At 68.4% G+C, this 24,051-nt stretch carries 17 protein-coding genes, 3 tRNA genes and 2 pseudogenes; 7 read left to right on the forward strand and 15 right to left on the reverse strand.

From position 1 onward, the window contains the following. Nucleotides 1-4: 4 nt before the first annotated feature. The 10 genes and pseudogenes from D2K64_RS09880 to D2K64_RS09925 form a co-directional block, all read right to left on the reverse strand. Complete coding sequence (locus D2K64_RS09880) at nucleotides 5-373, reverse strand: NADH-quinone oxidoreductase subunit A (RefSeq protein ID WP_120008193.1); 369 nt, start codon at nucleotides 371-373, stop codon at nucleotides 5-7. A 229-nt stretch (nucleotides 374-602) separates the two neighbouring features. Then, nucleotides 603-679: transfer RNA gene (locus D2K64_RS09885), tRNA-Asp, on the reverse strand. A gap of 111 nt (nucleotides 680-790) precedes the next feature. After that, nucleotides 791-862: transfer RNA gene (locus tag D2K64_RS09890), tRNA-Val, on the reverse strand. A gap of 52 nt (nucleotides 863-914) precedes the next feature. Continuing rightward, nucleotides 915-1,187: an HU family DNA-binding protein gene (locus D2K64_RS09895; protein WP_202910614.1), complete on the reverse strand. Its 273-nt coding sequence runs from the start codon at nucleotides 1,185-1,187 to the stop codon at nucleotides 915-917. Nucleotides 1,188-1,339: 152 nt separating this feature from the next. Beyond that, nucleotides 1,340-3,757: an endopeptidase La gene (gene lon, locus D2K64_RS09900; protein ID WP_120008194.1), complete on the reverse strand. Its 2,418-nt coding sequence runs from the start codon at nucleotides 3,755-3,757 to the stop codon at nucleotides 1,340-1,342. A 145-nt stretch (nucleotides 3,758-3,902) separates the two neighbouring features. Continuing rightward, nucleotides 3,903-5,159 carry an ATP-dependent Clp protease ATP-binding subunit ClpX gene (clpX, locus tag D2K64_RS09905; RefSeq protein ID WP_120008195.1) on the reverse strand — a complete coding sequence of 419 codons (1,257 nt, stop codon included), beginning with the start codon at nucleotides 5,157-5,159 and terminating at the stop codon, nucleotides 3,903-3,905. 151 nt (nucleotides 5,160-5,310) lie between these two features. After that, complete coding sequence (clpP, locus tag D2K64_RS09910) at nucleotides 5,311-5,955, reverse strand: ATP-dependent Clp endopeptidase proteolytic subunit ClpP (RefSeq protein ID WP_120008196.1); 645 nt, start codon at nucleotides 5,953-5,955, stop codon at nucleotides 5,311-5,313. A 244-nt stretch (nucleotides 5,956-6,199) separates the two neighbouring features. Continuing rightward, nucleotides 6,200-6,997 (reverse strand): annotated as a pseudogene (gene tig / locus D2K64_RS09915) (trigger factor); the annotation flags it as partial. A 570-nt stretch (nucleotides 6,998-7,567) separates the two neighbouring features. Beyond that, nucleotides 7,568-7,981: pseudogene (locus D2K64_RS25480) on the reverse strand (trigger factor); the annotation flags it as partial. A gap of 63 nt (nucleotides 7,982-8,044) precedes the next feature. Further along, nucleotides 8,045-8,129, reverse strand: a tRNA-Leu gene (locus tag D2K64_RS09925). Nucleotides 8,130-8,301: 172 nt separating this feature from the next. Between D2K64_RS09925 and D2K64_RS09930 the strand changes: the two genes are divergently transcribed. Continuing rightward, nucleotides 8,302-9,495 (forward strand): pyridoxal phosphate-dependent aminotransferase, encoded by a 1,194-nt coding sequence (locus D2K64_RS09930; RefSeq protein WP_120008330.1) that lies wholly within the window; start codon nucleotides 8,302-8,304, stop codon nucleotides 9,493-9,495. 65 nt (nucleotides 9,496-9,560) lie between these two features. On the opposite strand, the gene D2K64_RS09935 is transcribed toward D2K64_RS09930, so the two are convergent. The 3 genes from D2K64_RS09935 to D2K64_RS09945 form a co-directional block, all read right to left on the reverse strand. Continuing rightward, nucleotides 9,561-11,420 (reverse strand): glycoside hydrolase family 15 protein, encoded by a 1,860-nt coding sequence (locus D2K64_RS09935; RefSeq protein ID WP_120008197.1) that lies wholly within the window; start codon nucleotides 11,418-11,420, stop codon nucleotides 9,561-9,563. An 11-nt stretch (nucleotides 11,421-11,431) separates the two neighbouring features. Next, nucleotides 11,432-12,718 carry a Gfo/Idh/MocA family protein gene (locus tag D2K64_RS09940; protein ID WP_120008198.1) on the reverse strand — a complete coding sequence of 429 codons (1,287 nt, stop codon included), beginning with the start codon at nucleotides 12,716-12,718 and terminating at the stop codon, nucleotides 11,432-11,434. 130 nt (nucleotides 12,719-12,848) lie between these two features. After that, complete coding sequence (locus D2K64_RS09945; RefSeq protein ID WP_120008199.1) at nucleotides 12,849-15,242, reverse strand: 1-deoxy-D-xylulose-5-phosphate synthase N-terminal domain-containing protein; 2,394 nt, start codon at nucleotides 15,240-15,242, stop codon at nucleotides 12,849-12,851. A gap of 135 nt (nucleotides 15,243-15,377) precedes the next feature. Between D2K64_RS09945 and D2K64_RS09950 the strand changes: the two genes are divergently transcribed. Next, nucleotides 15,378-16,145 carry an EAL domain-containing protein gene (locus D2K64_RS09950; RefSeq protein WP_238384112.1) on the forward strand — a complete coding sequence of 256 codons (768 nt, stop codon included), beginning with the start codon at nucleotides 15,378-15,380 and terminating at the stop codon, nucleotides 16,143-16,145. Between the two features lie 19 nt (nucleotides 16,146-16,164). On the opposite strand, the gene D2K64_RS09955 is transcribed toward D2K64_RS09950, so the two are convergent. Further along, entirely contained in the window at nucleotides 16,165-17,574 is a 1,410-nt protein-coding gene (locus tag D2K64_RS09955; RefSeq protein ID WP_120008200.1) for a malonyl-CoA decarboxylase, read from the reverse strand. 47 nt (nucleotides 17,575-17,621) lie between these two features. Next, nucleotides 17,622-19,109 (reverse strand): NAD(P)H-hydrate dehydratase, encoded by a 1,488-nt coding sequence (locus tag D2K64_RS09960; protein WP_120008201.1) that lies wholly within the window; start codon nucleotides 19,107-19,109, stop codon nucleotides 17,622-17,624. A gap of 192 nt (nucleotides 19,110-19,301) precedes the next feature. Between D2K64_RS09960 and D2K64_RS09965 the strand changes: the two genes are divergently transcribed. From D2K64_RS09965 to D2K64_RS09985, 5 genes are all read left to right on the forward strand, one after another. Further along, nucleotides 19,302-20,120, forward strand: coding sequence for an ABC transporter ATP-binding protein (locus D2K64_RS09965; protein WP_120008202.1), 819 nt, complete (start codon nucleotides 19,302-19,304; stop codon nucleotides 20,118-20,120). Continuing rightward, a complete protein-coding gene (locus tag D2K64_RS09970; RefSeq protein ID WP_120008203.1) occupies nucleotides 20,110-21,030 on the forward strand; it encodes an ABC transporter permease in 921 nt (306 codons plus the stop codon). The genes D2K64_RS09965 and D2K64_RS09970 overlap by 11 nt, the downstream gene beginning before the upstream one ends. Before the next feature lie 89 nt (nucleotides 21,031-21,119). Beyond that, the gene (locus tag D2K64_RS09975; RefSeq protein ID WP_120008204.1) at nucleotides 21,120-22,160 is read left to right on the forward strand and encodes a TRAP transporter substrate-binding protein; all 1,041 of its coding nucleotides are present in this window, start codon (nucleotides 21,120-21,122) and stop codon (nucleotides 22,158-22,160) included. Between the two features lie 34 nt (nucleotides 22,161-22,194). Beyond that, nucleotides 22,195-22,698 carry a TRAP transporter small permease gene (locus D2K64_RS09980; RefSeq protein WP_120008205.1) on the forward strand — a complete coding sequence of 168 codons (504 nt, stop codon included), beginning with the start codon at nucleotides 22,195-22,197 and terminating at the stop codon, nucleotides 22,696-22,698. Next, entirely contained in the window at nucleotides 22,695-24,020 is a 1,326-nt protein-coding gene (locus D2K64_RS09985) for a TRAP transporter large permease (protein ID WP_120008206.1), read from the forward strand. Before D2K64_RS09980 ends, D2K64_RS09985 begins: the two co-directional genes overlap by 4 nt. The last annotated feature ends 31 nt before the right edge of the window (nucleotides 24,021-24,051 follow it).

Genomic DNA, 24,051 nt, shown 5'->3' on the forward strand with positions numbered 1-24,051 from the left:
GGGATCATTCCCAGTCCAGGGCGCCCTTGCGCCATTCGTAAAGAAAGCCCACCGTCAGGACCGCCAGGAAGCCCATCATCGACAGGAAACCGAGCCAGCCAATGTCGCCCAGCGCCACCGCCCAGGGGAACAGGAAGGCGACCTCGAGGTCGAAGATGATGAACAGGATGGCGACGAGGTAGAAGCGGACGTCGAATTTGCGCCGCGTATCGTCGAACGGCTCGAAGCCGCATTCATAGGCAGAGACTTTTTCCGCATAGGGCTTCTGCCGGGCGGCCAGCACGCTGCCCCCCACCATGGCCGCGGCAATCACCGCCGCGATCGCCAGGAAGACCAGGATCGGAAAATAGGTCGCCAGCAGGGGCTGGGTCATGATTGTGTCCGTCCCTTGGGCCCAGGTGGCCCAGTAAAGCCACGCACCGGGGAGCACGTGGCGATCGCGCCGCGGGGCATGCCGCAATGCAATGTCGGGGCGGACATTACCCCCCCGAGCCGCTTCCCGCCATAGGCCGCCACAGGATTCGCGCTGCGCCAGATGCTTGTGGAGACGAAGCAAGAAACGCCACCCTGGTTGCCCGGGGCGGCGTTTTCTTGATGCGCTGTGGCGCGAGTGACGGGGCTCGAACCCGCGACCTCCGGCGTGACAGGCCGGCGCTCTAACCAACTGAGCTACACCCGCTTGCGGCGTGGGCGGGGAATTACGGCGCCCGGCCTTCCCTGTCAATCACCGAAAATAGCCAGGATGACGATTGATTTGCGGCTGCATCGAACCGCCTGGAGCCGGGTGGAATGGGCACTGACGGATTCGAACCGCCGGCATCCTCGGTGTAAACGAGGCGCTCTACCGCTGAGCTAAGTGCCCGCCCGGTGCAGGCACAGCGATGCCCGCTGGCACCGCGCCGCGCAAGCCTTTTTCAGTTCAGATCGTCGCGCAGCAGCTTGCCCGGCTTGAACCGGACCGTGGTCGCGGCAGGAATATCGATCTCCTCCCCCGTGCGCGGATTACGCCCCTTTCCGGCTTTGCGCCGCGCCGTGGAAAAGGTTCCGAAGCCCAGGAGGCGGACCTCCTGCTTAGCCTTGAGCGAACCTCCGATGGCGCCGAACACCGCATCTACGACTTCCACCGCCTTGGCCTTCGACAGTTCCCCCGTTTCCGCAACAACGGCCACCAGATCCTGCTTGTTCACCCGCCTGTTCCTGCCCTGTGCTGCCACGGCACCCGAGGGCACCCGATGGAACAGTAGGCAAGCGGCTTTTGCAGCGTCAACGCCAGGATGACCGTTCCGGAAACGAAAAAGGCCGGAGCATCTGCTCCGGCCTCTCGTCAACGACCAATGCCTCAGTGCGGCAGGCTGGCCGGAACGGTGCCCCGCCCATCAGCCGCAGCGGGAGGAGCTTCGTCCGCCTCGCTCCAGCTGATTGCCTCAGGAGGACGCGCCAGCGCCTGAGCGATGACTTCATCGACATGCGACACCGCGATGATGGTCAGGCCCTTCTTCACATTGTCGGGAATCTCGGCCAGATCCTTCTCGTTGTCCTTCGGGATGAACACCGTGGTGATGCCGGCCCGCAGCGCCGCCAGCAACTTCTCCTTCAGCCCACCGATCGGCAGCACCCGACCGCGCAGCGTGATCTCGCCCGTCATGGCGACATCCTTGCGCACCGGGATGCCGGTCAGGACCGACACGATCGATGTCGCCATCGCGATGCCGGCTGACGGACCATCCTTCGGGGTCGCACCCTCCGGCACGTGGACGTGGATGTCGCGGCGCTCGAACAGCGTCGGCTTGATGCCGAAGCTCACCGAGCGGCTGCGCACGTAGGACAGAGCCGCCGAGACGCTTTCCTGCATTACGTCGCCCAGCTTGCCGGTGGTCTGCACCTTGCCCTTACCGGGAACCATGACGGATTCGATCGTCAGGATCTCACCGCCCACTTCGGTCCAGGCTAGCCCAGTGACCACGCCCACCATGTCCTCGGCCTCGGCCTCGCCATAGCGGAACTTGCGGACCCCGGCATATTTCCCAAGGTTCTTACGATTGATCGCGACCTTCTTCGCCTTCTTGGAGACGATCTCGGTCACCGCCTTACGCGCCAGGCCACCGACCTCACGCTCCAGGTTCCGCACCCCGGCCTCGCGCGTATAGTAGCGCACGAGGTCCAGCAGCGCCTCATCGGTCACGCTCCACTCGCCTGACTTCAGGCCGTTCGCCTCGGTCACCTTGGGCAGCAGGTGGCGCTTGGCGATCTGCACCTTTTCATCCTCGGTGTAGCCGGGGATGCGGATGATCTCCATCCGGTCCAGCAGCGGCTGCGGCATGCGCAGGCTGTTGGCCGTGGTGACGAACATCACGTCCGACAGGTCGTAATCCACCTCGAGGTAGTGGTCGCCAAAGGTCGAGTTCTGCTCCGGATCCAGCACCTCCAGCAGAGCCGAGGACGGGTCGCCACGCCAATCGGCGCCGAGCTTATCGATCTCGTCCAGCAGGAAGAGCGGGTTGGAGGTCTTGGCCTTCTTCATGCCCTGGATGACCTTGCCCGGCATGGAGCCGATATAGGTCCGCCGGTGGCCGCGCACCTCCGCCTCGTCCCGCACGCCGCCCAGCGACATCCGCACGAAGTTGCGGTTGGTGGCCTTGGCGATGGACTTGCCCAGCGAGGTTTTGCCCACGCCCGGCGGTCCCACGAGGCACAGGATCGGGCCACGGATCTTCGGCGAGCGCGACTGCACCGCCAGATACTCGATGATCCGCTCCTTGATCTTGTCGAGCCCGTAGTGATCGGCGTCGAGCACTTCCTCGGCCTTGGCCAGGTCGTTCTTGACCTTCGACTTCTTCTTCCAGGGGATCGAGAGGATCCAGTCGAGGTAGTTGCGCACCACCGTCGCCTCGGCACTCATCGGCGACATGGAGCGGAGCTTCTTCAGCTCGCCCATCGCCTTATCGCGTGCCTCTGGCGACAGCTTGGTGGCCTTGATCTTGGCTTCCAGCTCGGCCAGCTCGTCCTTGCCGTCCTCGCCCTCGCCGAGCTCCTTCTGGATCGCCTTGAGCTGCTCGTTCAGGTAGTATTCGCGCTGGGTCTTCTCCATCTGCCGCTTGACGCGGTTCCGGATGCGCTTCTCCACCTGAAGAACGCCGATCTCGCTCTCCATATGCGCGAAGACCCGCTCGAGGCGCTGCGAAACGCCGGCGATCTCAAGCAGTTCCTGCTTTTCGCTGATCTTCAGGTTCAGGTGGCTGGCCACCGTATCCGCGAGCTTGGCCGGATCATCGATCTGGTTGATCGAGACCAGCACCTCCGGCGCGATCTTCTTGTTGAGCTTGATGTACTGCTCAAACTGCGAGACCACGGTACGGGCCAGCGCCTCGACCTCGGGCGGCTCCGCCTCGGCCTCATCGATCAGCGCGGTGAAGGCCTCGAAATACTGCTCGGTCTCCTTGAAGCCGAGCACGCGGGAACGCTTGCCGCCCTCCACCAGCACCTTGACCGTGCCATCCGGCAGCTTCAGCAGCTGCAGCACCGTGGACACCGTGCCCACGTCGTACAGGTCATCCGCGGACGGATCATCCTGCGCGGCATTGCGCTGGGCAACGAGGAGGATCTGCTTGTCCTCCCGCATCACCGCCTCCAGGGCGCGCACGCTCTTCTCCCGCCCGACGAACAGGGGCACGATCATGTGGGGGAAGACAACGATGTCGCGCAACGGGAGCACGGGAAGCAGCTCACCGCTGGTCAATTCGGGTTTCTTATCCGCCATTGGGGACCTCACTCAGGACAGCCGGCGTGAACGCGCCCGATCACGGCACGCGCCCACGCCACGGGGTTCTCCCATGAGATGGGCCCGGCCTGGCGGCAGGGCAAGCCACGCGAGGCCAGCCATGCCATCAGAGCCGGGCTGAACCTCACGCGGAAGTCTGCTCCGCCGCCCGTTCACCATAGATGAACAGCGGGGCCGCACGCCCTTCGGCGACTTCCTTGTTCACAACCACTTCCTCGACATCCTCGAGGCCCGGAAGATCGAACATGGTGCTGAGCAGGATGCTCTCCATGATGGACCGCAGGCCGCGAGCGCCGGTCTTGCGCTGGATGGCGCGCGTCGCAACGGAGCGCAGCGCGTCCTCGGTGAAGGTCAGCTTGGTAGCCTCCATCTCGAACAAGCGCTGATACTGCTTGACCAGAGCGTTCTTCGGCTTGGTCAGGATCTCGATCAGCGCCTTCTCGTCCAGATCCTCCAGCGTGGCGATCACCGGCAGGCGGCCGATGAACTCCGGGATCAGGCCAAACTTCAGCAGGTCCTCAGGCTCCACCTCCCGCAGGATGGCGCCCATGCGGCGCTCATCCGGGCCGCGCACCTCGGCGCCGTAGCCGATCCCCGAGCCCTTGCCCTTGGCGGCGATGATCTTGTCCAGCCCGGCGAAGGCGCCGCCCACGATGAACAGGATGTTGGACGTGTCGACCTGCAGGAATTCCTGCTGCGGGTGCTTGCGCCCGCCCTGCGGCGGCACGGAGGCGACGGTGCCTTCCATGATCTTCAGCAGCGCCTGCTGCACGCCCTCGCCCGACACGTCCCGGGTGATCGACGGATTGTCCGACTTGCGGGAAATCTTGTCGACCTCGTCGATATAGACAATGCCGCGCTGCGCCCGCTCGACATTGTAGTCGGCCGATTGCAGCAGCTTGAGGATGATGTTCTCCACGTCCTCGCCGACATAGCCCGCCTCGGTCAGGGTCGTGGCGTCCGCCATGGTGAAGGGCACGTCCAGGATGCGCGCCAGCGTCTGGGCCAGCAGCGTCTTGCCCGAGCCGGTCGGGCCCACCAGCATGATGTTGGACTTGGCGATCTCGACCTCGCCGGTCTTGCCGCCATGCGCCAAGCGCTTGTAATGATTGTGCACCGCGACGGAGAGCACCTTCTTGGCGTGCTCCTGCCCGATCACATAATCATCCAGCACCTTGCAGATCTCGCGCGGGGTCGGCACCCCGTCGCGAGACTTCACCAGGTGTGTCTTGTGCTCCTCACGGATGATGTCCATGCAGAGTTCGACGCACTCGTCGCAGATGAAGACCGTCGGGCCGGCGATGAGTTTGCGGACCTCGTGCTGCGACTTGCCGCAGAACGAGCAATACAGGGTGTTCTTCGAGTCGCCGGACTTGCTCATGCGCGCTCCTGGACCCTCCGGCAACGGGCCGGCGGATCATGCGGGACTGTAGCCCCCCTGTCATAACGGGGGAAGCGGGACGGGTGCCGGGCGGCCCGCAGCCGCCGGCCACCACTCAGGCGCCGGGTGGAGTTCTCCGCCCGGCCATGGTTCATGCCTTGGGGGCCTCAGAGATCGGACCGGCCGGACGCTCCTCCACCACCTCGTCGATCAGGCCGAAGGCCTTCGCCTCCTCCGCCGACATGTAGCTGTCGCGTTCCAGCTTGCGCTCGATCTCCTCGATAGGCTGGCCGGTATGCTTCACATAGATCTGGTTCAGCCGCTTACGCAGCGACAGGATCTCGCGTGCCTGGATCTCGATGTCGGTCGCCTGACCCTGCGCACCGCCGGACGGCTGGTGCACCATGATGCGGCTGTTCGGCAGCGCAAAGCGCTTGCCCTTGGCGCCGGCGGTCAGCAGCAGCGATCCCATCGACGCCGCCATGCCCAGGCACACCGTGGATACCGGCGCGCGGATGTACTGCATGGTGTCGTACATCGCGAGGCCGGCCGAGACCACGCCACCCGGGCTGTTGATGTAGAAGGCGATGTCCTTGTTCGGATTCTCGCTTTCAAGGAACAGCAGCTGGGCGCAAATCAGCGACGACATCTGGTCGTAGACCGGCCCGGTCAGGAAGATGATCCGTTCCTTCAGCAGGCGCGAATAGATATCGAAGGCACGCTCGCCCCGCGCGGTCTGCTCGATGACCATCGGGACGAGGTTGTTATAGGTTTCGACCGGATCACGATCCCGCATCTTGCATCCTTCCGCGGTGGACGGGCCACCGGGCCACGGAAGAGCCCTTGCCCATCCCGCCCCGGCGAATCCCGTCCGCCATCACCCTAGACTTCAATTGTTAACATGGTGCAGACGCCGCGCAGGGGAAAGAGGGGGGCGGATATGGTTGCGCCAGGGGATCGAAAATTTCCGCGGCACAGTCTCCGGGGCGGCAGCCCCCTCCCGGTGCCGGGACGCCTTTCGGCATCCCAGCGACAGGGCATCAGGTTGTCGGATCGGCTGACAGCTCTCCGGCAGGCACTTCCTTCTCGGTGACCTTGGCCAGCTCCAGCATGAAGTCCACCACCTTCTCCTCGAAGATGGGCGCACGCAGGCTGTCGATCGCCTGCGGGTTCTTCTGGAAGAAGTCGAAGACCTGCTTCTCCTGGCCCGGGTAGCGCTGGGCCTCGGTCCGCATGGCGCGGGACAGCTCCTCGTTGGTCACCTGGATGTTGTTGGTGCGGCCGATCTCGCTCAACAGCAGGCCAAGGCGGATGCGGCGCTCGGCGATAGCCTTGTAGTCGGCCTTCAGCGTGTCCTCATCCTTGCCCTTGTCTTCCTCATCCAGGCGGCCCGCCTTCAGGTCGGCCTCGACCCGCTGCCAGATCTGCGCGAACTCGGTCTCCACCATCGATGCCGGCACCTCGAACGAGGCCTGGGCCGAAAGCGCGTCCAGCAGCTTGCGCTTCACATTGAGGCGCGACAGCTGGTCATACTCGCCCTGCAGGCTCTCGGTGACGCGCTGCTTCAGCTCGTCCACGCTGCCGAGGCCGAGCTTCTTGGCGAACTCCTCATCCACCGCGGCCGAGACCGGCTTCTGCAGCTTCTTGGCCGTCAGTTCGAAGCGGGCCGGCTTGCCGGCGAGTTCGGCGGCGCCGTACTCGGCCGGGAAGGTCACGTCCACATGGCGGGTTTCGCCGACCTTGATGCCCTCGAGACCTTCCGCGAAGCCGGGAATGAAGCCGGCCCCGCCGATCTCCACCGGCATGTCCGTGCCGGTGCCGCCCGGGAAGGCAGCGCCCACCGCTCCATCCTCGCCCTGGCGCAGGGCCACGTTGGTTATGGTCAGGACAACGTCGTCCTTCTTGTCGGCGAAGCCGACACGGACACTGACCCGCAGCATGCCGGACGCACCTTCCGGCGCAGTCCAGGTAGCGCTGACCGACGCCTCCTCCATGCCGGGCGGCGTCACGGAAACCTCGCCAGACTGCACAGTCTTGCCAGTGTCATCCTGCAGGTCAAAGAACACGACGCCCTTAGCATTATCGGAGAGCGGTGCATCAACCTTCCAACGGAAGAAAATGTTCAGGACATCACCGCCCTGGAGCTTCGGACCGGAAACAAAGGTGACGCGGGCAGCGTCGGCACCCGACAGCTTCGCCACGGCGCCGCCATCAACGGCCTCCAGGCTACCGGTGCCGCCAGCCTGCGTCAGCTTCCAGCTCTCCGCTGGAGTACCCGAGAGCAGATCCTGAGGCCCGACAACACGGCCGATGAAGTCTGTCACCACCACGTCGCCCTGCTGGGCGGCGCGGTCCTCGGTGACGTCCTCCATGGCGCGGTTACGGGCGGCGATGCCCTCCAGCGCCCTGGAGACTTCCTCATCGCCGACCTTGGCGACCGGCTTCTCCAGTTCAATGGCGGAGAAGTCCGGCAGCTGGATCTCCGGCATCTGCTCCAGCTCGATCTTGAATTCGAGGTCGGCATCGTCCTTGAACGACACCAGCTCGATCTTCGGCTGCATGGCAGGTCGCAGGCCGCGCTCCTCCACCACGGTGCGGGTCACGGACTGGACCTGCTGCTCCAGCACCTCGCTCATCACGGCGGAAGCATAGCGCTGCTTCACCACGGCCATCGGCACCTTGCCCGGGCGGAAGCCCGGCAGGCGGATGTCCTTGGCCAGCGACACCAGGCGCTGATCGCGCGCCGCGGCAATGTCGGCCGCCGGAACCACCACGGTAAAGGCCCGCTTCAGCCCCTCGGCTGCCAGCTCGGTCACCTGCATCGCCACACCAACGCTCCTAGAGAATATAGACCGGTCAGGGCCGGCGCGATTGCGGGGGCCGGGTGGTGCGGGCGGAGGGACTTGAACCCCCACGGCTTGCGCCACTGGAACCTAAATCCAGCGTGTCTGCCAATTCCACCACGCCCGCCAGACCCACGACGCCTCCACGGCCGGCGTTCATGAGCCGGCGCGTTTAGCGCAGTGGCGCGGTTATTGAAAGAGCACAGCCGCCCATCCCCGCCTTGCGCGCCCCCGGCGGCGGCGGCACACAGGATGAAGCGGCCCATCCCGGCCGTTCCGCGCCCGAGGTTTTCGCCCGCATGAGCGTCTCCAGCCCCACCCGCCCCGCCCTCCTGGACGACCTGCCCGAGCGCATCCGCGCCCTGGCGCAGAACCAGATCGCCGAGGTGGCCGATCTGGGCCGCGAGGACCCCGAGGTGATCAAGCTGTGGATCGGCGAGGGCGACCTGCCGACTCCGTCCCTCGTGGTGGATGCGGCGGCGGCGGCGATGCGCGCCGGCCACACGCGCTACACCTACGCGCACGGCCTGCCGCGGCTGCGCCAAGCCCTGTCGGATTATCATCGTCGCCACTGGGGGGTCGAGGTGCCGGCCGGCCGCTTCACCCTGACGGCCGGCGGTATGAATGCCATCATGCAGGCCATGCAGGCGGTGCTCAACTCCGGGGACGAGGTGATCTTCCCGGCACCGCACTGGCCCAATCTGGCCGCCACCGTGCAGGTGCTGGGCGGCGTCGCCGTGCCGGTCGCGCTGGATCGGGGCGCAGATGGCGGGTTCAGCCTCAGCCTGGAGGCAATCGAGGCGGCGATCACCCCGAGAAGCAGGGTCATCGCCATCAACTCGCCGTCCAACCCGACCGGCTGGGTGATGAGCAAGGGGGAGATGGCCGCGCTGCGCGACCTCGCCCGGGAACGCGGCCTGTGGATCCTGTCGGATGAGGTGTACAACCACTTCACCTACGGCAACAGCATCGCTCCGTCCTTCCTGCAGGTCTGCACCGCCGAAGACAAGCTCCTGATCTCGAACACCTTCTCCAAGAATTGGGCGATGACCGGCTGGCGAGCCGGCTGGCTCATCTTCCCTCAGGGCATGGAACAGGTGTTCGACAACCTCGGCCAGTACAACACCACCTCGATCCCGACCTTTATCCAACATGCCTGCATTGCCGCCTTGGAAGAAGGCGACGACTTCATCCGCACCATGGTGGGCCGTTGCCGCGACAGCCGGGACATCTTCTCCGAGGGATTGGCGGCGATCCCCGGCATCACCACGCAGGCGCCGGAGGGCAGCTTCTACTTGATGTTCTCGGTGGCCGGCGAAACCGATTCCAAGGCCCTGGCCATCCGGCTGCTGCGGGAGGCCAAGGTCGGGCTGGCGCCCGGCACCGCGTTCGGGCCAGAAGGCCAGGGCCAGCTGCGACTCTGCTTCGCCGTGGACACGGCGCTGGCGCGGGAAGCGATGCGGCGGCTCGACGCCTATTTCCGGAGCCGCTGAGCCCACCAGCATCGCCGCTGAACCCGGAACAGAACGACTTGCCCAACCTCTGCCGGCGGATGAGATCAGTCCCGCAAGCCGAAGCGGGCGATGCTGCCGTCCAGCCGCAGCGCATGGTTGATCACCGCCATCTGGGTGAAGCCCTGCGGGAAGTTGCCCAGGAACTCCCCGGTGGCGAGGTCGAACTCCTCGGCATAGAGACCGAGATCGTTGGCACGGCCCAGCAGCCGCTCGAACATCGCCTTGGCGGGCCGGGTGCGGCCCATCAGCGCCAAGCACCCCACCAGCCAGAAGGAACAGACGGCGAAAGCCCCCTCCTTCTCGGGGAAGCCGTCATCCGCGTCGTAGCGGCGTACCAGATCGCCCGTCGCCAGATCGCGCTGCACCGCCTCCAGCGTGGCGGCGATGCGCGGGTCCCCGGGTTCGAACGCGCCATACAGCACCGCGCGCAGCACCGCCGCGTCAAGCCGGTCGGAGCCGTAGGCCATGGCGAAGGCGCCGCGCCGGATGCTCCAGCCCCGCCGATGGTATTCCTCGCGGATCTCGCCGGCCGCGCGATCCCAGCCGGCGATATCGAGATCATGGTAGCCCATGATCTCGGCGGTGCGGGCGGCGGAATGCAGCGCCCGCCACAGCATCGCCTTGGTGTGAAGGTAATGCTGCGGCGCGCCGCGGATCTCCCAGATGCCATGATCCGGCTCGTGCCGCCGCGCCAGGGCCTGCTCGGCCAGAGCCCGCAGGGCGGATTTCAGGTGCCGGCCGACGCTGTGCGGCAGGTTGCGGCCGACCCGGTCCACATAAAGGTGCAGTGAGGACAGGAACTCGCCGTAAATGTCATGCTGCCGCTGGTCCTTGGCGGCATTGCCGATGCGTACGGGGCGGGAGCCGCGGTAGCCTTCCAGGTGGTCCAGCGTTTCTTCGGGCGCCGGCGGGTCCTTGATGCCGTACAGGAGGCGCAGCTCGGCGCCCGGCCCCTCGCCGATCTCGCGCAGGAACCGCATGAACTCCGCCGCTTCCCGGAGATAGCCGAGGTTCACGAAGGCACCCACGGAAAAGCTGGCGTCACGCATCCAGGCCAAGCGGTAATCGAAGTTGCGCGTGCCCCCCACCGCCTCGGGCAGGGAGGTGGTGGCGGCGGCAATGATGGCGCCGCTGGGCGCGTAGCACAGCAGCTTCAGGCACAGTGCCGAGCGCAGCACCATCTCGCGGTAAGGACCGCGATACCCGCAGCGCGCGCTCCATTCCTCCCAGTAGCGGCGGCTTTGCGCCAGGCGGTGCGCCACACCCTCGGCATGCACCGGCGGCTCCCGCCCCTGCTCGCCATGGGTCAGCACCAGGAAGGCTTCCTCGCCCTGACGCAGGGAAAAGGGAATCCAGGCCTCGTTGCCGCGCAGCTCCGGCGGGGCCGAGCCGGCGGCGCGCAGCCGGTGCCCGCCGGCCGAGAACAGCACGCAATCGGGATGTGCCGCCGCGCCGGCCTGCAGCCGGCCGTAGTCGAAGGCAGGGCGCACCCGGAACCAGCCGCTGACGCAGCCCGATACGCAGCGCAGCAGGCGGATCAGCCGGGTTTCCCCTTCCCCGTCCGGACCTTCCTCGGATAACGGGGCCGGCGGGTTCACTGGCATGAAATCAGTCAGCGTCGCCTCGCCGCCCGCCATGGCCAGGTGCGTTTCGAGAATATTGGTGCCCGGCAGGTAGCGGCGGCCGGCCGGTCGCGGCTCGCCCTGTCCTGCACCGCCTTCCACGGTGCAGAGTCCGCCTCGTCCGTCATCCAGGATCCGCAGAAACAAGGCCGGGCTGTCATGGCGTGGCCAGCAGAGCCAGTCCACCGAACCATCCGGCGCGATCAGGGCGGTGCTGTGCGTATCGCCGATGATGCCGTAATCGCTGATCGGCCGGTAGCGGCCGCGGGTTGCCGGAGCCATGGAGGACGCTTCTAGCCGTCGCCCTTCAGGCCCGGGCCGCGCGTGGCATCCAGCGTGTCCGCCGCCGGCAGCGCCACCGGCTGGCCGGTCTCGGCGCTGCGGTAGAGCGCCTCCATGATGCGATGGTCCTGCAGCCCCTCCTCGCCAGGCGTGCGCGGCGTGTGGCCGGTGAGCACACATTCCGCCATGTGGTCGATCTCGGCAGCGAACTGGTTCTTCTGCGACAGGCGCAGCTCCTCGATGCCCTCGGCGCGGCCGGCGCGGCGGGCGACGCGCATGGACTGGCCCTCATAGGCAAAGGCGTTCTCCACATCGATCCAGCCCTTCTCCAGCCGCACCCGCAGATCCTTGCTTTCATGCGCGCCGTAGCTGCAGGCACAATTGGCGATCAGGCCGGAGGGAAAGCGCAGCATGAAGGCCATGCTTTCCTCCACCTCGCGGTAGCGCGGGTCATTCTTCGGGTTGTCGATGCGGGCGAACACTTCCACGGGCTCCTCCCCGGAATAGAAGCGCGCGGAATTCAGGCAATAGAGCCCGATGTCGGGCAGCGCGCCGCCGCCGGCCAGCGCCTTCTTGAAGCGCCACTGATCGATCTCGCCCTGCACCTGGGTGTTTACCGCCTCGATGAAGCGCGGACGCCCCAGCTCGCCGGAGCGCAGCAGGTCGGTGGCCTGGCGGTTATAGGGCTCATACTGGCAGCGATACGCCACCATCAGCTTCACCTTGGCGGCGGCGCAGGCCTGCACCATCTCGGCCGCCTCGGCGGCGGTGTTGGCCATCGGCTTCTCACACAGCACATGTTTGCCGGACCGGGCGGCGCGCAGGGTGAACTCGTGATGCAGGCCGTTGGGCAGCACGATGTAGACAACCTGCACCTCCGGATTGTCGCGGATGCGATCGAAGCTGCCGTAATCGTACAGCGCGTCCGGCCGGATGCCGTGCTGCTCAGCCACGATGCGCGCCTTGTCCGGCGTGCCGGACACCAGCGCCACGGGACGCGCCTGCCTGCACTCGGCGAAGGCCGGCAGCAGCTGCTCCAGCGACAGCCGGCCCAGACCGACCAGCGCGAAGCCGACCCGCTTCTCCGGAGGTAGCGGTGCCGGGGGCGGCGGAGAGGGACGATCCGCCTCCCCCCTCCAGTTCGGAAAGGTGACACGGCCGTTCTCGACCTGCCCGATATCCGCCGGAACCGGGGGCAGCGGCCCGGCCGCCGTGGCAGGCTGCGACAGGGCGCCACCCATCAGGCTGACGCCGATGGAGCCGGAGCCCAGGAGAAGGCGGCGGGAAACAAGGAACATGTGCAGCGACCTCGGCTGGAGTGCCGCATCATCCGCCGCGCGGGGCGGCCTTGTCCGACGATGCCGCGATCACCGAGGAGGATGGTGCCGGGGAAAGAAAGCGGAACCCCCGCGGCAGTTGCCCCACGCCTCAGCCGCCGAGCAGCGCCTGGGCGCAGGCATCCAGGATCGCGTCGGTGTCCAGGCCGTGTTCGCGGTACAGGTCCGGGATGTCGCCGGCCTGGCCGAAATGGTCCACCCCGAGCGGCACCACGCGCTGCCCGCGCACCGCGCCGAGCCAAGCATGGGCCGCCGGGTGCCCGTCCAGCACGGAAACAATGGCCGCGTCGCGCGCCAGCGGTGCCAGCAGCGCCTCGATCGTGGAGGCCGCCGCACCGGGCGCCCGCCGCGCCGCCCGCCGCGAGGCCAGCCATTCCGCGTGCAACCGGTCCGGGCTGGTGATGGCGAGCAGCCCGGCCCCGGGCTCCTCGGCGCGCAGCTCCTCGAAGGCGGCCCAGGCTTCCGGCGCCACCGGACCCTGATAGGCGATGGCGATGCGGCCCCCCTCAGCGGGGTGTACCGCCCAGTAGCCGCCGGCGATCACCGCCGCCGGGTCCAGCGCCCGCTCCGGCTGCGCGATGGATCGGGTGGACAGCCGCAGCCACACCGCCGAGCCGTCAGGCTGCTGCATGTGGTGGAAAGCGTGGCGCAGCAGCACCGCCAGCTCGTCGGCATGCGCCGGCTCATAGGAAGCGAGCCGGTCCTGCGCCATGCCGATCAGCGGGGTGTTGACACTCTGGTGCTGCCCGCCTTCCGGCGCCAGGGTCAGGCCGGAGGGGGTGGACACCAGCAGGAAGCGCGCATCCTGGTAGCAGGCATAGATCAGCGCATCGAGGCCGCGGTTGACGAAGGGGTCGTACACCGTGCCCACCGGCAGCAGCCGTGCCCCATGCATCCGGTCCGCCAGTCCCAGCGCACCCAGCACCAGGAACAGGTTCTGCTCGGCGATGCCGAGTTCCACGTGCTGCCCCTTCGGCGACATTCCCCAGCGCTGCGCCGAGGCCAGCTTGGCATCGCGGAACACGTCGTTCTTCAGGTGCCGGTCGAAGATGCCGCGCCTGTTCACCCAGGGCCCGAGGCTGGTGGACACCGTGACATCCGGGCTAGTGGTCACGATGCGCGAGGCGACGGCGGACCATTCCTTCTGGCCGCGGCCGATCTCGGCCATCAGCTCGCCAAAGCCGGCCTGGGTGGACAGCATCCGCGAGGGCGGCAGGCGCGGCGCCGGCAGCACGGGCGGCACCGGCACGGCGGGCGCGGACAGGCTGCGGCCCTCCGGCGCCAGCGCGGCGGCGAAGGGGATCTCGCGGAGAAAGCCTTCCAGCTCCGCGACCGGAAGGTCGAGGCCCTCGAAGCGGTCCCACTCATGTCCCTCGCGGATGCCCATCTCGCCGCGAAAGGCTTCCATCTGCTCCCGGGTCATCAGCCCGGCATGGTTGTCCTTGTGCCCGGCGAAGGGCAGCCCCATGCCCTTCACGGTGTAGGCGATGAAGCAGGTGGGCTGGTCGCCGGCGGCCTCCTGGGCGCGGAAGGCTTCCGTCAGCGTCTCGATGTCATGGCCGCCGAGATTGGTCATCAGCGCGCCCAGCTCGGCATCGTCCAGCGGGTCGATGATGGCGCGGATGCCGGGCATGCGGCCCAGCTCCGCCAGCACCGCGGCGCGCCAGGCGGCGCCGCCCTGGAAGGTCAGCGCGGCGTAGAGGCTGTTCGGGCAGTCGTCGATCCAGCGGCGCAGATGCTCGCCATCCTCCCGTGCGAAGGCGGCCTCCAGCTTGCGGCCGTATTTGAGTGTGACGACGTTCCAGCCCATGTCGCGGAACAGCCCCTCGATGCGGCCGAACAACCGGTCGGGGACCACGGAATCGAGGCTCTGGCGGTTGTAGTCGATCACCCACCAGACATCGCGCACATCGTGCTTCCAGCCTTCCAGCAGGGCCTCGTAGATGTTGCCCTCGTCCAGCTCGGCATCGCCGACGATGGCGACGTGACGGCCGCGCGGCATTCCCTCCCGCGCTAGGCCATGCAGGTGGACATAATCCTGCACCAGCGAGGCGAAGGAGGTCAGCGCCACGCCGAGGCCCACCGAGCCGGTGGAGAAATCCACCTCCGCACCGTCCTTGACGCGGGAAGGATAAGGCTGGATGCCGCCGAACTGGCGCAGCGTCGCCAGCTTGTCGCGCGATTGCCGCCCGAGCAGGTAGTTCACCGCGTGAAACACCGGCCCGGCATGCGGCTTCACCGCCACCCGGTCCTGCGGCCGCAGGATATCGAAATACAGCGCCGTCATGATCGCCGCCACGGAGGCCGAGGAAGCCTGGTGCCCGCCCACCTTCAGACCGTCGCGGTTGGGCCGGATGTGGTTGGCGTTGTGGATGGTCCAGGCTGAGAGCCAGAGCAGCTTGCGCTCCACCGCGCGCAGGAGCCGCAGGCGGCGAGCCGGGTCGTCAGCCGGCCGCAATCCGCGCGGATCGGGAGTGGCGTTCATGGCGCTTCCTTGCTGGTTCAGTCTCGGACCCACACAAGCTAGTGAAAAGCCCCGCCGCCACCAAGCGGACCACGTTCACGACCCGGCAATCATTATCATGTCTAGAATACCGCCTCGCACTGGAGCCCCGCCTGGATGCCGCCTTCTGATTCACCCGGCTGCGCCGCCTGCCGGGGTCCCGCCGCGGCCCTGCCCGCCCTGTCGATGGCCTTTCAGCCGATCCTCCGCCGCGATGCCGCCGGATCGCGGCTTTATGCCTACGAGGCGCTGGTGCGCGGCCCCGCCGGGGAAGGGGCCGCCGGCGTGCTGGGCGCCATCACCGAAGCGAATCGCTACGCCTTCGACCAGGCCTGCCGCGTCTGCGCCATCGAAATGGCCACCGGACTGGGACTGATCGACACCGACGCGAAGCTGTCGATCAACTTCATGCCGAACGCCGTTTATGAACCCCGCGCCTGCATCCGGGCCACCCTGGCGGCGGCCGAGCGCAGCACCCTGCCGCGCGACAGGCTGATCTTCGAGTTCACCGAGAACGAGGCCATGCAGGACCCGGCGCACCTGCTGCGCATCCTGGCCTGCTACCGCGACATCGGCTTTCGCACCGCAATCGATGATTTCGGCGCTGGGCATTCCGGCCTCACCCTGCTGGCGGATTTCCAGCCCGATGCGGTAAAGCTCGACATGGCGCTGGTGCGCGGCGTGGACCGCGATGCGCGCCGGCGCAGCATCATCCGCCACATGCTGGCGCTGTGCGGCGATCTCGGCTGCGACGTGGTGGCGGAAGGCGTCGAAACGGACGCCGAATTCCGCGTCCTGGAGGATCTGGGCGTCACCCTGTTCCAGGGCTACCTGATCGGCCGCCCCGGTTTCCAGACGCTGCCGCGCCCTGCCATCGCTGCCTGAGGCGAGGGCAGGCAGCAGATTATTGCGGGCCGCTGCGTGCCAGCCTGCGCAGCGCCGTGGTTGCGGCGCGGCTGCCCTCCCCCACATACGCCTCGTGGTAATCCTCGATCTTGGCCGGGTCGTAGAGGTAATTGACCATGAAGCCGATGCTCTCGCGCATTCCCTTCTCGGACACGTCGCCGCGCCAGCACACCCGCTCAATCCGCGCGCCATTGGACAGGTGGAAATGGCCCACCGGGTCGCGGGCCCGCTTGCCGCCGCGCCCGGTCTCCAGCACGAGGTAGCGGGCGCAAAGCCGCGTCAGCACCGGTTCCGCCTTCAGGCCCCAGCTGCCCGCCAGAGCGCGCGGCCCGGCCAGAAGGGCGCGCAGCGCCGCGTCGCCGCTGGCAAGCCCCGACCACTCCACGAGCTGCTTCGCCTCCTCCTCGGTCAGCAGCTTCGGCTCCGCCTCGCTGGTGCGCTCCTCCAGCCAGCGGCGGAAGCCGGGGATCGGGGACAGGGTGGAGAAGGTCTTCAGGTTGGGCAGTTCCTCGCGCAACAGGGAGACCACGCGCTTGATCAGGAAATTGCCGAAGGAAATGCCGTCCAGGCCGCGCTGGCAGTTGTTGATGGAATAGAAGATGGCGGTATCGGCCTTGCGCGGGTCCTGCACCGGCGCCTTCTCGTCCAGCAGCTTCTGCACCGAGCCGGACAGGCCCTGCACCAGCGCCACCTCGACGAAGATCAGCGGCTCCTCCGGCATGCGCGGATGGAAGAAGGCGTAGCAGCGGCGGTCGGAATCCAGGCGGTTCTTCAGGTCGCGCCAGGTGCGGATCCGGTGCACCGCCTCGTAGCCCACCAGCTTCTCCAGCAGGGCGGCGGGCGAGTTCCAGTCGATGCGGCGGAGTTCCAGGAAGCCGATGTCGAACCAGTTGGCCAGCAGGCCGCGCAGATCGGCATCCAGAGCGCCCAGCATGGGATCGCGCCCCATCAGCCGGTTCAGGTCGGCGCGCAGATCCACCAGGAACTTCATGCCGTCTGGGATGGTGGTGAACTGCGTCAGCAGCCGCAGGCGCGGCGGCTCCAGCACCCGGCGCAGCTTGGCCTTGGCACTGGCGCGGGACGCGTTGTCCCGGGCGGCACTGACCTCACGCATCGCCGCCTCCACCGAAGCCGGGTCGGAGTCGAAGCTCGCTAGGGCCTGGAAGAAGCCGGCGCGTCCCGCCTCATCCAGCGTCAGATAGGATTGCGCCAGGCTGGCGGCGCGGTTGCGGGCCGAAACCTCGCCGCCGCGCGCCTCCAGGCAGGCCCGCATGCGGGCTTCCCACGACGCATCCTCGGCAGGACCTCCGACTGAGGCGGCCATGTCGCGCCACAGCACGGTGACGCGCTTCAATGCCCGGTCGAACAATCCTTCCGAGCCGGAAGGAACAATGGCAACGTCGGACATGTGGGCTCCCCGGCATTACGCCAGTAATCTGGCGAAACATGTAGTGATCAGCTTGCCGCAGTCCAGCCCCCAGAGGAAAGCGCCACCGCGACGGCGGGGCCGATTCCCGACAACACGTCTTCGGCAATCAAGGGTTGATCCGGCCGGGCGCCGCCCAGAGCCGCAGTGGCGGCCGCGCCGTGCAGGAAAGCGGCGGCGGCGGCGGCCTCGAAGGGCGGCATGTGCTGCGCCAGCAGACCGGCCACCAGCCCCGCCAACACGTCTCCGGAGCCGGCCGTGGCCAGGGCGGGCGGCGCGTTGCTGTTGATGGCGGCGCGACCATCCGGCGCCGCGATGATGCTGTCCGAGCCCTTCAGCAGCACCACGGAGCTGGTGCGGGCAGCGGCCGCGCGCGCCGCCGCAAGCCGGTCCTCCGTCGCGGCGCCGAAGACGCGGGCAAATTCGCCGGCATGCGGCGTCAGCACCGCCGCGCCCCGCAGCGCGTCCGGCTGCCCGGCGGCGGCGGTCAGCGCGCCGCCATCCGCGACCACCGCGCGGCCGGCCTGCACCAGCCGCCGCAACAGATCCAGGATCGCCTGGCCCGGCGACGCGCCGGGGCCGAGCAGCCAGGCGTTGCGGCGCGGATCCTCGATCAGCGCCTCGGGCGGGTCGTCGCGCACCAGCAGGCCAGGCTCGCCGGCGCGGAACAGCGCCGCGGTGGGACCATCCGGCGCCGCCACCGTGGCCAGCCCGGCGCCGACCCGCCGCGCGGCCGATGCCGCCAGCCGCGCGGCGCCCGGCATGGTGGCGCCCGCCACCAGGGTGACATGGCCGAGGCTGAATTTGTGGCTCTCGGCATCACGACGCGGCAGGCGCCACAAGGCCGGACCATTGGCAAAACTGGACGGGGCGATGCCCTGCAGAACCGCGCCCGGCAGGCCGATCGGCGCCAGCACCGTTTCGCCGCATAGTTCACGGCCGGGAAGCAGCAGGTGTCCGGGTTTGCGCCGGAAAAAGGTCACGGTCAGGGCCGCCTGTGCCGCGAAGCCGCGCACCTGCCCGGTCGCGCCATCAACCCCGGAGGGCACATCCACCGCCACCACCGGGGCCGAGACGCCGCGCAGCAGCGCCGCCAGCTCCGGCGCCAGGTCGCGTTGCAGCCCGGCGCCGAACAGCGCATCGATCACCAGCCCGGCGCGGGCAATCTCCGCGGCCTCCAGCCCCAGGCACGGGCCGCGCCAGGCGGCGGCGGCCAGCGCGGCGTCGCTGCCGAGCCGCGGCGGTGCCAGCGCCGCGACACCGACCGGCCATCCCGCCTGTTCCAGCAGCCGCGCGGCGACGTAGCCGTCACCACCATTATTGCCGGGGCCGGCCAGCACCAGCACGCGACAGGGCCGGAACCGGGCGCGCACCGCCCGGGCCACCGCCGCCCCTGCGGCCTGCATCAGGGCAAGGCCGGACACGCCACCAGCGATGGCGGCACGATCGGCCTCGGCCATCTCGGCCGGGGTGAGCAGTTCGGCGGGCAGCGTGGAAGAAGCGGGCGCGCGGAGCATCACCGCAGCAACACGGGCCCGCCGCCGCCGTTGCGTGACATCGGGGCCGCGCCGCCCCCGCAATGCCCAGCCGATGGGCAGGGTTGGCCCGGAACCCTGCATCTTTGCCGCTGCCGCGGTACGGCAGGCTTGCCTTCGCACCCCATGGCTTGGCACTTGCAGGGCGGAACACGGGTGCGGCAGGGATTGGGCATGGCGACGAAGGAGCGGCCTTTCGTCGAGATCGACGGGGTCTCGATGCAATATGGCGGCGTGGAGGGCACGCTGGCGCTGCGCGACGCCACCCTGAATGTCGCGCGGGGCGAGTTCGTCGTCGTGGTCGGGCCTTCCGGCTGCGGCAAGTCGACGCTGATGAAGCTGGTATCCGGTCTCTGGCCCTCCAGCGCCGGCAGCGTCATCGTCGGTGGGCAGGAGGTGGACCGGCCGCTCTCCGTGGTCGGCATGGCGTTCCAGAACCCTACCCTGCTGCCCTGGCGCAACATCCTCAGCAACGTGATGCTGCCGCTGGAGGTGGTGGAGCCTCACAGGCGGCGCCTGCGGCGCGAGCGGGCCGCCTATGAGGACAAGGCGCACAGGCTGCTGGCCATGGTCGGGCTGGCGGGCTTCGAGAAGCGCTTTCCCTATCAGCTGTCCGGTGGCATGCAGCAGCGCGCCAGCCTGTGCCGCGCACTGGTGCACGACCCCGAGCTGCTGATGCTGGACGAGCCCTTCGGTGCGCTCGACATCTTCACCCGCGAGGATCTCTGGGCCCAGCTCCAGGAGGTCTGCCTGACGCTGAAGCCCACCGTGATCCTGGTGACGCACGACCTGAGGGAAGCCGTGTTCCTGGCCGACCGCGTGCTGGTGATGTCCTCCCGCCCAGGCCGCATCCTGGCCGAGCGCACGGTTCCGTTCGACCGCCCCCGCTCCCTCGACGACACCTACAAGCAGGACTTCCAGGATCTGGTGCACGAGTTGCGCGACCATATCAACGCCGCCCGCAAGGGCGGGGAGATCGCCGATGCCGCCTGATCAGGGCTCCCCCACCCCGCGGCGCGGAAGCGACCCCGCACCGCGCCCCGGCGATGATTCCGCGCCGCGCCGCGGCGAGGCGAATGCCCGGCGCGTGGAAGCGCTCGCGGCGGCGGCGCGGCGGCGGCGGCGGCTGCAGACATTGCTGCCGTGGATCATCATCGCCGCGACCTTTCTGCTGTGGGAGGTACTGGTGCGGGGGCTGCAGATCGACGCCTTCATCCTGCCCGCGCCATCGGCCATCGCCGCGTCCATGATCCAGTGGTGGGAGCCGTTGCTGAGCAATGCCTGGCAGACCTTGATGACCACGCTGGTGGGCTTCGGCCTCGCCATCGTGTTCGGGCTGGCGCTGGGCGTGGCCATCGGCTCCTCCACCCTGCTCTACCATGGGCTGTACCCGCTGCTGATCGGCTTCAACTCGGTGCCCAAGGTGGCGGTGGTGCCGATCCTGGTGATCTGGTTCGGCATCGGCACGGTGCCGGCCATCATCACCGCCTTCCTGATCTCCTTCTTTCCCATCGTGGTGAACGTCGCCACCGGCATCGCCACGGTGGAGCCCGAGCTGCGCGACGTGCTGCGCGCGCTCGGCGCGCGGCCGGTCGACATCATCCGAAAGGTCGGGCTGCCGCGCGCGATGCCCTACTTCTTCGCCTCGCTGAAGATCGCGATCACCGTGGCATTCGTGGGCTCCATCCTGGCCGAAACGGTGGGCTCCAATTCCGGCATCGGCCAACTGATGCTCTCGGCCAGCAGCCGCTTCGACGTGCCGCTGGTGTTCGCGGGCCTGATGGTGACGGCGGTGATGGGCGTGGTGATGTACGCCGTCGCCGTTGCCATCGAGGAACGGACCACCGGCTGGGCGACGCGGGGTCAGGCGGAACAGAACGTCACCAGCCTGCCCGGCGGCTGAGCGCCCCACGGGAACGCTTGCGCCCCGGCTTGCACGCCGCCACGCTGGCGGCCCGGCGATCCCGCCGCCCCCGGGAGGATTCACGAACCATGGTGCAACGACGCCACCTGCCCGCCCTCGCGGCCGGGCTCCTTGCCGCACCACTGGCGGCGCCGCGCATCGCCAGCGCCCAGGCGGCCTCCGTCACGCTGCGCCTGCACCACTTCCTGCCGGCGGTGTCCAACATCCACCGCAACTTCCTGCAGCCCTGGAGCAAGGGGATCGAGGACGCCACCGATGGCGGGCTGAAGATCCGGATCTTCCCCTCCATGCAGCTCGGCGGCGCACCGCCGCAGCTCTACGACCAGGCGCGGGACGGCGTGGCCGACATCGTCTGGACCCTGCCCGGCTACACCGCCGGGCGCTTTCCGAAGATGGAGGTGATGGAGCTGCCCTTCATCGCCAACCATGGCGGCGTGTCCAATGCCCGCGCCTGCCAAGCTTTCGCCGGCGAGCACCTCCGGGAAGAGTTCGGCGAGGTGCAGCCGCTGGTGTTCTGGGCCCATGATGCCGGGCTGATCCATTCCCGCCGCCCGGTCCGCACCATGGAGGATCTGAGCGGCCTGAAGCTGCGCTTCCCGACCCGGCAGGCCGGCGAGGGACTGCGCGCCCTCGGCGCCGCACCGATCGGCATGCCGGTGCCGCAGGTGCCGGAGGCGCTGAGCCAGGGCGTGCTGGACGGCGCCGTGGTGCCGTGGGAGGTGGTGCCCTCCATTAAGCTGCAGGAGCTGGTGAAGAACCACACGGCCATTCCGGGCAGCCCCACCTTCTACACCGCGACCAACGTGCTGGCGATGAACAAGGCGAAATATGCCGCGCTACCGGAGGCGCTGCGGAGCACGCTCGACCAGCATTCGGGCATGGTGGCCGCGGCCGCCGTCGGCGCCACCTTGGACCAGCAGGCGGTGCAGAACTCCGAGGTGGCGCGCAAGCGCGGCAACACGCTGATCGAGATCACCGCCGAGGAAGCAGCGCGCTGGCGCCAAGCTTGCCAGCCGGTTACCGAAGCCTGGCTGGGCCAGATGCGGGACCGCGGCGGCGAGGCGCTGCTGGACGCGGCGCGCGCCGCCTTCGCGCATCACGCCGGCTGAACCCGCCCCACCGACCCAGGAGAACCGCCCGGACATGGCGCCCACCCGCCATGGCGCCATTCCGCGCCTCGCCACCGTCCTGATGCTGGCCGGCAGCGCGCTGCTGCTGGCCACTGCCCTGCTGGCCACGGCCAGCATCCTGCTGCGCTGGTTCACCGGCCAGCCGATCCCCGGCGATTTCGAGCTGGTGCAGATCGGCTCCGGCCTCGCCGTGTTCGGTTTCCTGGCGCATGGCACGCTGATGCGCGCCAACATCCTGGTGGACAGCTTCACCGGCTGGCTGCCGGCGCGGATCAACGAAGCCGTGGATGCCGGCTGGAACATCCTTTGGGCAGTGATCACGGCGCTGCTGGCCTGGCGCATGGCACTGGGCGCGGCAGATGCCTGGTTCAGCGGCACGCGCTCCATGGTGCTGGGGGTGGCGCAATGGTGGGCCATCGCGCTGGGCTCGCTGTGCTTCGCCGCCACGGCACTGGCGGCGTTCTGGACAGCCTGGCACCAATGGAAGGGAAGCCCCGCCGGAGCGCCCCAGGCATGAGCGAGGAATTCCTGCAGGCGGGCACCGGCTTCGTTGCGCTGCTGGTGCTGATCGCCATGCGCGCGCCGGTCGGGCTGGCCATGCTGCTGGTCGGTGCCCTGGGTTACCAGCACATCCTGGGCTGGGAGGCGCTGGGCAACTACCTCAAGGCGACACCCTATCACCTGTTCGCCAACTACACCTTCTCGGTGATCCCGTTGTTCATCCTGATGGGTGCGGTGGCCGAGCGCGGCGGGCTGGCCCGCGACCTGTTCACGGCGGCGCAGGCCCTGGTGGGCACGCGGCGCGGGGGCTTGGCGATCGGCGTGATCGGCGCCTGCACGGCCTTTGGCGCCGTGTGCGGCTCCTCGGTCGCCACCACCGCGACCTTTGGCCGCGCCGCGCTGCCCGAACTGCGCCGCTTGAACTACGAGCCCGGCTTCGCCACCGGCACCATCGCCGTGGGCGGCACGCTGGGCATCCTGATCCCTCCCAGCGTCATCCTGGTGGTGTATGCCATCAGCACCGAGCAGAACATCGCCTCGCTGTTCATGGCGGCGCTGGTGCCCGGCCTGCTGGCGGCGCTGCTGTATGCGGTGGTGATCCTTCTGCTGGCGCGGCTGCGGCCCGAAGCGATGCCGGCGGCGCCGGCGCTCAGCACGGCGGAGAAGCGCGCTGCCTTGCGCGCGGTGATTCCCGTGCTGCTGATCGCGGTGATCGTGGTGGGCGGCATCTATGGCGGCGTCTTCACCCCGACGGAAAGTGCCGCCGTGGGCGTGGTGGCGACGCTCGGAGTGGCACTGGCGCGGCGCAGCCTGAGTCCCTCCGGCCTGCTGGAAGCCCTGCGCGGCACGGCCGAGACCGCGGCCATGATCTTCGCCATCCTGCTCGGTGCCGAGGTGTTCAACGCCTTTCTGGCGCTGACCCAGGCGCCCGACCTGCTGGCCCAGTGGATCACCGAGCAGAACCTGCCCGCCTTCGGCGTCCTGGCGCTGCTGCTGCTCACCTACATCGTGCTCGGCGCGGTGATGGATGAGCTGGCGATGATCCTGCTCACCCTGCCGGTGTTCTTTCCGGTGGTGACGGCGCTGGATTTCGGGCTGCCGCCGGACGAGGTGGCGATCTGGTTCGGCATCCTGGTGCTGGTGGTGGTGGGCATCGGCCTCACCGCGCCGCCGATCGGGCTGAACGTGTTCGTGGTCTCGGCCCTGGCGCGGGATGTGCCGATGGCGCGCATCTACCGGGGCGTCATGCCGTATCTCGCGATGGATCTGCTGCGGCTGGCGCTGTGCGTCGCGTTTCCCGGACTGTCGCTCGGCCTGCTGCGCTGGCTGGGCGGCTAGCGCGCAGGGTTGACCGCCCGCCGCCGCAGGG

The sequence above is a fragment of the Teichococcus vastitatis genome (genome assembly GCF_003604215.1).
Lineage (GTDB): Bacteria > Pseudomonadota > Alphaproteobacteria > Acetobacterales > Acetobacteraceae > Pseudoroseomonas > Pseudoroseomonas vastitatis.